The organism is Streptomyces sp. NPDC060184 (assembly GCF_042728795.1).
GTDB lineage: Bacteria > Actinomycetota > Actinomycetes > Streptomycetales > Streptomycetaceae > Streptomyces.
The window spans coordinates 1-10,399 of the sequence record NZ_JBHWYX010000088.1 but is presented as its reverse complement, the minus strand read 5'-3'; the positions used below and the strand labels follow the sequence as shown (position 1 = coordinate 10,399).

The following is a 10,399-nucleotide window of genomic DNA, read 5'->3' as shown; positions in this document are numbered from 1 at the left end:
CGACCGGTCGGGTCGGGCCGCCCCTCTGATGTGAGGTGTGACGTCTGGGCGCGGTCCGCGCGATGCGGTGTGCCGCGCCCGCGCGGCGAGAAAAGTGGAGCAGAGCGTCCTACGAAGGAAAGCGTCCTACGAGGGAAGCGCCCCAGGAGGGTCGTCCCACGAGGGAAGCGCCCTACGAGCGGTCGTCCTACGAGGTGGTGTCCCCCGAAGCGCGGGTCAGCGCATCTTTCCGCCGCGCGGCATCCGCGTCCCCTTGGGCATGGGGCCCTTCGGCAGCGGCATGTTGCTCATCAGGTCGCCCATCGCCCGCAGGCGGTCGTTGGCCGCCGTGACCTGCGGTCCGCTGAGGACGCGCGGGTACTTCAGCATCTTGGTGCGCACCTTCTTCAGCGGCACCTGGCCCTCGCCGTCGCCCACGATGATGTCGTGCACGGGGACGTCGAAGACGATGCGCGCCATCCGCTTCTTCTCGGCGGCCAGCAGGCTCTTCACCCGGTTCGGGTTGCCCTCGGCCACCAGCACGATGCCGGCCTTGCCGACCGCGCGGTGGACGACGTCCTGGCTGCGGTTCATCGCGACCGCCGGAGTGGTGGTCCAGCCGCGTCCGATCCGGTCCAGCACCGCCGCCGCGGCACCGGGCTGGCCCTCCATCTGACCGAAGGCCGCCGCCTCCGCACGCCGTCCGAAGACGATCATCATCGCGAGGACGGCCAGGACGAAGCCCAGGATGCCCAGGTAGAGCGGGTGACCGATCGCGAAGCCGATCGCGAGGATCACGCCGAAGACGACGATTCCCAGCCCCGCGAGCACGAGGCCGATCTTCGGGTCCGACCGCCGGGTCATCTTGTAGGTCAGGGCGATCTGCTTGAGCCGCCCCGCGTTCTCGGCGCTGTCCGCGCCTTCAGTGTTTGCCTTCCTCGCCATGCAAAGAAGTTTACGTGGCCGAGGAACGGTGCTCCGCAACGGCCTCCAGTACGTGCTGGGCCTCGACCCGGTCCCTGGCGCGGCGGCGGTCCTCCAGGACGGCGGTCCAGGCGTTGCGGCGGGCGGTGCGCTGGCCGCCGCTCAGCAGCAGCGACTCCACGGCGCGCAGCGCGTGGGTGACGGTCGGAAGGGTGTGGGCACGTACCGGCGCGGCCTGCATCGTGTGTTCCCTCTCGGGGCGGTCCGCGCGCGGCGCGGAACGGGGTGCGGGAAACGGGCGCGACAGCGGGTTCGGCCACTGGGGCCCGCGGAACCCGGGATCGCTGCTCTGGAACTGCTCCGGGGCCGGTATCACCGGCTCCGGGACCCGGGGTCACTGCTCTGGGACCAGAGTCACATCCCGGTGTTACCAGGGCATGACCGGTCGGTCAAACACCAATGAAACCTTGATGCGGGCCGTGCGCACGTCGAGGCGGCCCATACGCGTCCTCCACCTGCGGGGAGCGTACGGGCCGCCTCCGCCGGGCGGCTGCCGCCCGGTAATGCCCTGTGCCCGGATTCACACGGACGCGGTGTGCGCGGCCGTTCCGGCGCCGGCCGCGTCGCGGGCCGCCATCGCCTGCTGGAAGAGGCGCCCGGCGCGGTACGAGGAGCGGACCAGCGGGCCCGACATCACACCGGAGTACCCGATCGCGTCGGCCTCGTCCTTCAGCTCCACGAACTCCTGCGGCTTCACCCAGCGCTCGACGGGGTGGTGCCGGACGGAGGGGCGCAGGTACTGCGTGATCGTGATCAGCTCGCACCCGGCGTCGTGCAGGTCCTGGAGCGCCTCGCTGACCTCCTCGCGGGTCTCGCCCATGCCGAGGATCAGGTTCGACTTGGTCACCAGGCCGGCCTCGCGGGCCCGCGTGATGACGTCGAGCGAACGCTCGTACCGGAAGCCGGGGCGGATGCGCTTGAAGATCCTGGGGACCGTCTCGACGTTGTGCGCCAGCACCTCGGGGCGCGAGGAGAAGACCTCGGCCAGCTGCGCGGGCTCGGCGTTGAAGTCGGGGATCAGCAGCTCGACCTTGGTGCGGCCGGCCTCGCGGCCGTCCGTCAGCGCGTGGATCTGGCGGACGGTCTCCGCGTACAGCCACGCACCGCCGTCCTCCAGGTCGTCGCGGGCCACGCCGGTGATCGTGGCGTAGTTCAGGTCCATCGTGACGACGGACTCGCCGACCCTGCGGGGCTCGTCGCGGTCGAGCGCCTGCGGCTTGCCCGTGTCGATCTGGCAGAAGTCGCAGCGCCGGGTGCACTGGTCACCGCCGATGAGGAAGGTGGCCTCGCGGTCCTCCCAGCATTCGAAGATGTTGGGACAGCCCGCCTCCTGGCAGACCGTGTGCAGCCCCTCGCTCTTGACGAGCTTCTGCAGCTGGTTGTACTCGGGGCCCATCTTCGCCCGGGTTTTGATCCACTCGGGCTTGCGCTCGATGGGGGTCTGGCTGTTCCGGACCTCCAGGCGCAGCATCTTGCGCCCGTCGGGTGCGACAGCGGACACTCCGGCACTCCCCTTTGCTTTCACTGCATTGGATTCTTCGGCGAACACCAGGGTACGCCCGTCATTCGCACGGCCCTACGTCCGGCCAACCTGTGGCCGACGGGGGCTATTCCCCGTACGGCCGAACCGCGCGGACGGCGTACGCCCGCGGCGGTGTCCGGGGGCTCCTGCGACGGCCCCCGGACCGCCGCCGGTCAGGCGGTGGCGGGAGCGGTCGCCACCTCGCGAGGGGCGAGCTCGGCGTTCTCCAGGATGTCGCGCAGGTGCTTCTCGACGACCGGGAGGACCTCCGCGATCGTGAGGTCGTGCCCCAGCTCGTACGCGAGCGAGGTCACACCCGCGTCGCGGATGCCGCACGGCACGATCCGGTCGAAGGAGGTGTTGTCGGGGTTCACGTTCAGCGAGAAGCCGTGCATGGTGACGCCCTTGGCGACCCGGATGCCGATGGCGGCCAGCTTGCGGTCCTCGCGGCGCTGCCCGGCGTTGGAGGGGGCGTACTCGGGGCCGTTGAGCCGCGGGTCGAACTCCTCGTCGGTCAGCCGGGGGTCGAAGTCCAGCGACAGGCCGCCGAGCGACGGCCGCTGCTCGACCGGGTCGCCGAGCACCCAGACCCCGCTGCGTCCCTCGACCCGGCTGGTCGCGACGCCGAACTCGGCGGCGACGCGGATCAGCGCCTCCTCCAGCCGGCGCACGTGCGCCACGACGTCGACCGGGCGCGGCAGCTTCTGGATCGGGTAACCGACGAGCTGGCCCGGACCGTGCCAGGTGATCTTGCCGCCGCGGTCCACGTCGATGACGGGGGTGCCGTCCAGCGGCCGTTCGCTGTCGGTGGTGCGCCGCCCCGCCGTGTAGACGGACTGGTGCTCCAGCAGCAGGCAGGTGTCGGGGACGGTGTCCTCGAACCGCGCGGCGTGCAGCTCGCGCTGCTTCTGCCAGGCCTCCGTGTACTCGACGGCCTCCGGGCCGAAACCCAGCCGGACAAATCGCAGCTCGCTCACGGCGATGCCTCCCTACTCGTGGTGACGGGGAGCCCGGAGGGGTGCCTCCCGCCCGTCGTCACCGTGCGCGGAACGCGGTCACCGTGCACACTGATCGCGCCCGAATCACTGTACGACCGTCCGGGACCGGACGGTCCGGCAGGTCGTTTCGTCAGCGTGATCGGTACTCCTCACACGATCGGATGAACGTGGAGCGAACGCCGCCGGGGCCGCTCCTGGGGCCGCTAAATTCGCGCCGTTCCCCAAGGGCTGCCACGCCCGGCCCAGGCAAGGCAGGAGACCGCACCGCAGATGTCGGAACGACCCCCGCAGCGCACCCCGCATCCCCCGAACCGCAGACTCGCCGCGCTCATCGCGGAGGCCGGCTTCTCCCACGCGGGCCTGGCCCGACGGGTGGACCAGCTGGGGCTGGAGCACGGCCTCGACCTGCGGTACGACAAGACCTCGGTGACCCGCTGGCTGCGCGGCCAGCAGCCGCGCGGAACCACCCCCGCTCTGATCGCCGAGGTCTTCACCCGGCGCCTCGGCCGCCGGCTCACCGCCCAGGACCTCGGCCTGGACGCCTGCGCGCCCGTCTACGCGGGCCTGGAGTTCGCCTCGACCCCGGCCGAGGCCGTCGACATCGTCAGCGGACTCTGGCGCAAGGACTCGGGCAACCAGGCGGACCTCCGGAAGATCGCCTTCACCCCGGCCGGGCTGGTGGTCCCCAGCCGGGACTGGCTGATCGGGCAGGCCGACGAGTCCGTCTCCCGGGGCGACCACCCGGTCCCGGCCGCCGGCGCCGCGGGAGGCCAGGGGCCCCACGGTGAGAGCGCCCGGCCGGGACGGCCCGGTACCGCCCCCGCCGCCGGCCCGCTCCGGGACGCGCGGGCCGCGGGCACCCGGACGGGCACCCTCCCCGGACCGGGAGGCGCCGCCGGCCCCGGAGGGGGTGTGCCCGGAGCCCACGGCCCCGGGACCCCCGTCGTGGGCGCCCGGATCGGCGGTCAGCGCCCCGCCCCGGGCCACGCGCCCGGCCACGCGCAGGGCGGGGCCGTCGACGGGAGCGCGGCCACGGGCCCCGGAACCCCGCGCCCCGCGGTGCCCCGCCAGCGGCAGACCGAGCGGGCGTCCGGCCAGCGCGTCGGCAACGGCGACGTGGCGGCCCTGCGCTCGGTCGGTGAGCTCTTCCGCTCGCTCGACCACGCCTACGGCGGCGGACACGCCCGCCAGGCCCTGATCCGGTACCTGGAGCACGAGACCGAGCCGATGCTCCGGGGCCACTACACCGAGACGACCGGCCGCCGGCTCTTCGCGGCGGCGGCGGACCTGACCCGGCTGGCGGGCTGGACCTCGTACGACATCGCCGCGCACGGGCTGGCCCAGCGGTACTTCGTCCAGGCCCTGCGGCTCGCCCAGGCCGCCGGGGACCGGGCGTACGGCAGCTACGTGCTGATCACCATGAGCCGGCAGGCGGTCTACCTCGGGCACGGCCGCGAGGCCGTCCAGCTCGCCCGGGTGGCCCAGCAGGGGGTGGGCTCCGCCGCGCCCCCGGCCGTCCAGGCGTTGCTGCACGCGGTGGAGGCGCGCGGGCACGGCGTGCTCGGGGACGCGCGGGCGTGCGCCGTCTCGCTGGCGCGCGCGGAACGCGCCCTGGAGGCCGCCCGCCCCGGCGACGAGGCGCCCCACTGGGCCCGGAACTTCGACGAGGCCCAGCTCGCCGACGAGCTCGCGCACTGCCACCGGGACCTCCAGCAGTACCGGGCCGCCGCCCTGCACGCGGAGCGCTCGCTCCAGCTGCGCGCACCCGCGTACGCCCGGAGCAGGCTCTTCTGCCGGGTCGTCCTCGCCTCCGCCCGGCTCGGGCTCGGCGAACTCGACCAGGCGTGCCTGCTGGGCGCCGAGGCGGCCCAGCAGGCACGGGAGATGCGGTCCGTCCGGGCGACGGAGTACGTACGCGAGTTCGAGCGCAGGCTGGAGCCCTACCGCGACGCGGCGGCGGTACGCGGGTACCGCGAGCAGATCGCGGCCCTCGGCTGAGGGACGCGACCGGCCCCACCCGGACGGGGAAGGTGCTCAGGCGGCCCCCGACAGCGTCGTCCCCGGCTCCGGCAGGTACCCGGAACCCGCCCGGAGGTCGGTCAGGATCGCCTCCGCCGCGCGGCGGCCCGAGTGCAGTGCACCCCGCAGGGTGCTGGTGTCCCGGTGGTCGCCGCACACGTACAGCCCGGCGAGCACCCGCACCGGGCGGCTCGGATCGTGCGGCGGCGTCATCACCGGGACCGCCTCGGCGGTGTGATGGGTGGCCAGCAGCTCCCAGTCGTCCGTGGGCGTCCCGTACAGCGCCGCCAGGTGACCGCGCACCGCGCGCTCCAGACCGGGCGGCGGGGTGCCGAGCACCGCGGAGGTGATCAGCGCGCGCCCCCGCGGCGCCCGGGTGGGGTCGATCTCGCTCATCACCGCCGAGTACGCGACCGGCCCCGCCCCGCCCGCCTCCAGCACCAGCGAGGCGCCCGTCCGGGGAGCCTCCGGAGCCGAGTGGTGAACCACCGTCACCGGGTGGAAGCCGGGCACCCGCAGACCCGGCAGCAGCTCGGCGGCGGCCCCCGCGCCGGTGGCCACCAGAAGTGCGCGGCAGCTCAGCTCGCCGTGCTCCTTGGTGCGCACGGACGTGGTGTCGGCGGCCGTCACCTGGACGTTCGTACGTACGGTCTCCGGCGGCAGCGCGGACGCCAGCAGCTCGGGCAGCGCCGCCGAACCGCCCTCGGGAACCCGGAGGCGACCGCGTGCCCAGTCGCGCAGGACCAGTTCCGCGACCCGGCTCGATACCCGCAGCTCGGGATCGCTCAGCAGGGCGGCGAGCAGCGGCCGGAGGAAGCCGTCGACGGTGCGGGCAGGCAGCCCGCGCGCCGCGAGGGCCGCCTCCGCCGCCCGGTCGGGCTTGGCCATGATGCGGGCCGTGGAGGTGGAGGCCAGCCGCGCCAGCGACGCCCCGAGCCGGGCGCGGTCGAGGGCTTCGCCGACCGCCCCGCCCCGGCCGGCGGGAGCGGCACGGTCGCCGCCCACGGGGGCGCTCGAACGGGCGCGCGCCGGTTTGAACGCGCCCCTGGTGCTTCGTATGCCACCGGCGCGATAGCGGCGCCCGGCGTTGTGGACCACGACCGCCGGATCGAACGCGCGGAGCGCCAGGGGCGCCAGCCCCGGGATGTCCCCGAACTCCTCCGGCACGCTGCCGAGCAGCGGACCGAGCCGGTCGAGCCGGAACCCGTCCACCTCGTCCGTGGCCAGTCTGCCGCCGATGCGCGGTGTCGCCTCCAGGACGCTGACGCTCACCCCCGCCCGTACGAGAAGGTGGGCGGCTGACAGGCCGGCTGTACCGGCTCCGATGATGACCACGTCCGCGTGGTGTGCAGGCTTGCGCACATGCCCTCCCCGAGTCGTGCGAGCGGTGGGAGGCTCATGCCCCCGACTGCCTCCCGGAATGCCCGAGTTCGCCAAAGAGGCTAGGAGGATGGCCGATACCTGGACAGTCGCCCGCGCGAAGGCACCGGTGCACGGGGTCGCACGGGCCCGCCCGCGCGATCCGCGCACGTGCCGAGCGCACGTGCCCCGGGCACGGCCCTGCGCACCGGCCCGGCGGGGCAGGCGCTCGGGGCGACGGGTACCTCAGTCCAGGGCCGCGCGGATCGCGCTGTCGACGCCGGGGAAGGCGAAGGCGAAGCCCGAGTCCAGCAGCTTGCGCGGGACCACCCGCTGACTGCCCAGCACGTCCTCGGCGAAGTCGCCCAGCGCGAGGCGGAGCGCCGGGGCGGGGGCCGTGAAGAAGGTGGGCCGGTGCAGCACCCGCCCCATCGCCGCCGTCACCTCCGCGTTGGTGACCGGATCGGGCGCGGTGAGGTTCACCGGCCCGGACAGGGCCTCGGTGTCGAGCAGATGGCGCAGGGCGGCGACGTGGTCGTGCAGGGCGATGAAGCTCCAGTACTGGCGGCCGTTGCCGAGCCGCCCGCCCAGCCCCGCCTTGAACAGCGGGAAGAGCCTGCCCCAGGCGCCGCCGCCCGAGGCGACGACCAGCCCGGTGCGCGCGTGCGCGGTCCGGACGCCGGCCTCCTCGGCGGGCGCCGTGGCGGCCTCCCACTCCTCGCACACCGAGGGCAGGAACCCCTCGCCGGGCGGGGCGCTCTCGTCGACCGCGCGGTCACCGGTGTCGCCGTAGTAGCCGATCGCGGAACCCGAGACCAGGACCTTCGGCGGGGTGTCCAGGGAGGCGAGGGCCTCCGCGACCGCCGCGGTGCCCAGCACCCGGCTGTCCCGGATCTCCTTCTTGTACGCCTCGGTCCACCGGTGGTCGCCGACCCCGGCACCCGCCAGGTGGACCACCGCGTCGCAGCCGACCAGCCCGGCCACGTCGACGTACCCCCGGTGCGGGTCCCACCGGACCTCGTCACCGGCCTTCGCGGGCCTGCGCACCAGGCGGACGACCTCGTGCCCGTCGGACCGCAGCGAGCGCACGAGCGCCGCTCCGATGAGTCCGGTCGATCCGGTGACGGCGATGCGGGAGCGCTCCATGCGCCCATCCTGCCCCATGGACCGTGCCGGAGACGGTCATGGCACAGTGACGCCCATGTCCTCGCTCCGCCTTCACGCCATACGCCCGGCGCTGCTCTCCGACGAGGCCGCGCTCGCCGCGCTCGACCGGGAAACCTGGTCCACCCTGCACGCCGTGCAGCCCCGCCCGCAGCCGCCGTACCCGCCGTTCTTCGACGAGCGCCACTCGCCCCGCGACATCCTCGTCGCCGAGACGGTGCCGGAGGCTGTGCCGGAGATGGCGCCGGAGACGGCGCCGGAGACGGCGCCGGAGACGGCGCCGGGGACGGCGCCGGAGGGCGGGCGCGTCGTGCGGGAGGCGGTCCCGCGCGTGGCCGGATACCTCCGCCTGGTCGCGCCCACCCCGCTCGCCTGCCACCAGCACGTCCGGCAGATCCAGGGCCTCGCCGTCGACGGACGGGCGCGCGGCCTGGGCATCGGGCGGGCGCTGCTGCGCGCCGCGTTCGCCGAGGCGCGGCGCCAGGGCGCCAACCGGATCACCCTGCGCGTCCTCGGCCACAACACCCCGGCCCGCGCGCTCTACGCCGCCGAGGGGTTCGCCGTGGAGGGCGTACTGCCGGGCGAGTTCTTCCTGAACGGCGGGTACGTCGACGACGTGCTGATGGGGCGCGCGCTCTGAGGGCCCGCGGCGGCGCTTGAGCGGTGCGCGAGGCGGCTCAGTCCGCGCCGAACCGCTCCCACAGCGCGGGCAGCCGCGCGGCCAGCACCTCGTCGTTCTCGAACGAGAACGGGACCCCGGCCGGTTCGCGGGCTTGCGGGGGCAGCCCCAGGTCCGGCGAGACGACACCGGTGAGCTGCTCGTACGCCTCGTCGGCGGCGTAGCCCAGCTCCTCGCCGTCCCCGTCGGCCTCCTCGTCGAAGTCGTCCAGGAGCTCCGCGAGATCGTCGGGGTCCTGGAGCGCGCCCTCGAACACCTCCCGGCCCTGGCCGATCAGCCAGCAGCGGAAGTAGTCGAAGGCGTCGTCGCTCGCGCCGCCGAGCAGAAGGGCGGCGGCGCCCCACAGGTCCCAGCGGTAGGCGCGGTGGTAGCGGGCCTCGAAGTGCCGGGCGAAGTCGAGCACGGTCTCGGGGTCCAGCCGCACCAGCCGTTCCACGAGCAGCTCGGCGTGCTCCTCGGGGTCGCCCTCGGCGGCCTCGCGGGTGGTGTCGATGAGCTCCCAGAACTCCGTCTCGTCCATCACGGGTCCAGCATCGGCCGAGGCGGCGGCCCCCGCACGCGGAGCCCCCTACCGGTAGAGGCCGTGCATCCTGCCCGCCGCCTCGCGGAAGCGCGCGCGCAGCGCGGCCGGTGCCAGCACCTCCACCTCGGCGCCCAGCGCCAGCAACTGCTCGTACGCCACCTCCTGCGACTCCACCGGCAGGGTGACCGTCCGCCGCCCCTCGCCGTCCGGCGGTCCGGCGGCGGCCAGCGCCTCCTCGGCGGCGGCCCGGTCCACCAGGTGCGGGAGCCGCCGCGCGCCCGCACCGGAGATCCGTACGGTCACCTCGGTACGGAGCAGGGAGCGGGCGAACCGCGCGGAGCGGGCGGCCCAGAAGGAGACCAGGTCGAATCCGGCGTCCCGCTCGAACCGCCCGCCGTCCGGCTCGACCGAGACGAACCGGTCGACCCGGTACACCCGGAAGCCGCTCGGGGCGGCCGGTGCGTCGCCCGGCTGCGCGACCCGGGCGCAGAGGTACCAGACGCCCGCCTTCAGCACGAGCCCGTAGGGCAGGAGGGCCCGGTCCACCTCGGCGCCGTCCCGGAGGTAGCGCGCCCGGACCGTGAGGTCGTCGCGGACGGCCTCCGCCACGACGGGCAGCAGCGCCGGGGCGACCGGCTCCTGGAACCAGCCCGGGGCGTCCAGATGGAAGCGCCGGGCCACCGTGTCCGGGGTGTCCCGCAGCGAGGGCGTCAGGGCGGCGGCCACCTTGAGGCGGGCGGCGGACGCGGCGTCCTGGAGACCCAGGTCCCGCAGGGCGGTGGGCAGCCCGGAGAGGAAGAGCGCCTCGGCCTCGCCCCGGGCGAGACCGGTGAGACGGGTGCGGTAGCCGTCGACCAGGTGGTAGCCGCCCGTACGGCCGCGCTCCGCGTACACCGGGACGCCCGCCTCGGAGAGCGCGGCGGCGTCCCGCGCGACGGTCCGCTCCGACACCTCCAGCTCCGCCGCCAGCTCGGCGGCGGTCATCCCGGGACGGGACTGGAGGAGCAGCACCATGGTGATCAGTCGGGCCGCGCGCATACCCCCATTCTCGTCGGTGCGCGAGGGCCGGGGGAGCGTACGCGGAACGCCGTGGCCCCTCCGGTGTTCCGGAGGTGGCCCCCGCCAACAGCAATAAAAAAAAAACAACACCCCACAAACAAAGCGCAGAGCGT

Annotated in this window: 10 protein-coding genes; 2 read left to right on the top strand and 8 right to left on the bottom strand. The window is 74.4% G+C overall.

Going from position 1 to position 10,399, the window contains the following annotated elements; all coding sequences use genetic code 11:
• Positions 1–216 precede the first annotated feature (216 nt).
• From ACFWEE_RS32370 to lipB, 4 genes are all read right to left on the bottom strand, one after another.
• On the bottom strand, positions 217–924 hold the full coding sequence (locus ACFWEE_RS32370) for a DUF4191 domain-containing protein (protein WP_386894779.1): 708 nt from the start codon (positions 922–924) through the stop codon (positions 217–219).
• Between the two features lie 10 nt (positions 925–934).
• Positions 935–1,144 (bottom strand): hypothetical protein, encoded by a 210-nt coding sequence (locus tag ACFWEE_RS32365; protein WP_275496181.1) that lies wholly within the window; start codon positions 1,142–1,144, stop codon positions 935–937.
• Positions 1,145–1,483: 339 nt separating this feature from the next.
• Positions 1,484–2,464: a lipoyl synthase gene (gene lipA / locus ACFWEE_RS32360; protein ID WP_386894777.1), complete on the bottom strand. Its 981-nt coding sequence runs from the start codon at positions 2,462–2,464 to the stop codon at positions 1,484–1,486.
• A gap of 194 nt (positions 2,465–2,658) precedes the next feature.
• Positions 2,659–3,462, bottom strand: coding sequence for a lipoyl(octanoyl) transferase LipB (gene lipB / locus ACFWEE_RS32355; protein ID WP_386894775.1), 804 nt, complete (start codon positions 3,460–3,462; stop codon positions 2,659–2,661).
• Positions 3,463–3,753: 291 nt separating this feature from the next.
• Between lipB and ACFWEE_RS32350 the strand changes: the two genes are divergently transcribed.
• Positions 3,754–5,481, top strand: coding sequence for a regulator (locus ACFWEE_RS32350; protein ID WP_386894773.1), 1,728 nt, complete (start codon positions 3,754–3,756; stop codon positions 5,479–5,481).
• 36 nt (positions 5,482–5,517) lie between these two features.
• Here the strand turns inward: ACFWEE_RS32350 and ACFWEE_RS32345 are convergent, their stop codons facing one another.
• Both ACFWEE_RS32345 and ACFWEE_RS32340 read right to left on the bottom strand, forming a co-directional pair.
• On the bottom strand, positions 5,518–6,864 hold the full coding sequence (locus tag ACFWEE_RS32345) for an NAD(P)/FAD-dependent oxidoreductase (RefSeq protein ID WP_386894771.1): 1,347 nt from the start codon (positions 6,862–6,864) through the stop codon (positions 5,518–5,520).
• A gap of 243 nt (positions 6,865–7,107) precedes the next feature.
• On the bottom strand, positions 7,108–8,007 hold the full coding sequence (locus ACFWEE_RS32340) for a TIGR01777 family oxidoreductase (protein ID WP_386894769.1): 900 nt from the start codon (positions 8,005–8,007) through the stop codon (positions 7,108–7,110).
• Positions 8,008–8,062: 55 nt separating this feature from the next.
• Between ACFWEE_RS32340 and ACFWEE_RS32335 the strand changes: the two genes are divergently transcribed.
• Positions 8,063–8,665 carry a GNAT family N-acetyltransferase gene (locus ACFWEE_RS32335; protein WP_386894767.1) on the top strand — a complete coding sequence of 201 codons (603 nt, stop codon included), beginning with the start codon at positions 8,063–8,065 and terminating at the stop codon, positions 8,663–8,665.
• Positions 8,666–8,702: 37 nt separating this feature from the next.
• Here the strand turns inward: ACFWEE_RS32335 and ACFWEE_RS32330 are convergent, their stop codons facing one another.
• Together ACFWEE_RS32330 and ACFWEE_RS32325 are read right to left on the bottom strand one after the other, a co-directional pair.
• Positions 8,703–9,224: a DUF4240 domain-containing protein gene (locus tag ACFWEE_RS32330; RefSeq protein ID WP_386894781.1), complete on the bottom strand. Its 522-nt coding sequence runs from the start codon at positions 9,222–9,224 to the stop codon at positions 8,703–8,705.
• 48 nt (positions 9,225–9,272) lie between these two features.
• The gene (locus tag ACFWEE_RS32325) at positions 9,273–10,265 is read right to left on the bottom strand and encodes a helix-turn-helix transcriptional regulator (RefSeq protein WP_386894765.1); all 993 of its coding nucleotides are present in this window, start codon (positions 10,263–10,265) and stop codon (positions 9,273–9,275) included.
• Between the last annotated feature and the right edge of the window lie 134 nt (positions 10,266–10,399).

What these genes read in the sequence shown, in the direction of transcription:
- ACFWEE_RS32370 (WP_386894779.1), bottom strand. Translation starts at nt 924, where the DNA reads ATGGCGAGGAAGGCAAACACTGAAGGCGCGGACAGCGCCGAGAACGCG.
- ACFWEE_RS32330 (WP_386894781.1), bottom strand. Translation starts at nt 9,224, where the DNA reads ATGGACGAGACGGAGTTCTGGGAGCTCATCGACACCACCCGCGAGGCC.
- ACFWEE_RS32325 (WP_386894765.1), bottom strand. Translation starts at nt 10,265, where the DNA reads ATGCGCGCGGCCCGACTGATCACCATGGTGCTGCTCCTCCAGTCCCGT.
- ACFWEE_RS32335 (WP_386894767.1), top strand. Translation starts at nt 8,063, where the DNA reads ATGTCCTCGCTCCGCCTTCACGCCATACGCCCGGCGCTGCTCTCCGAC.
- ACFWEE_RS32365 (WP_275496181.1), bottom strand. Translation starts at nt 1,144, where the DNA reads ATGCAGGCCGCGCCGGTACGTGCCCACACCCTTCCGACCGTCACCCAC.
- ACFWEE_RS32350 (WP_386894773.1), top strand. Translation starts at nt 3,754, where the DNA reads ATGTCGGAACGACCCCCGCAGCGCACCCCGCATCCCCCGAACCGCAGA.
- ACFWEE_RS32340 (WP_386894769.1), bottom strand. Translation starts at nt 8,007, where the DNA reads ATGGAGCGCTCCCGCATCGCCGTCACCGGATCGACCGGACTCATCGGA.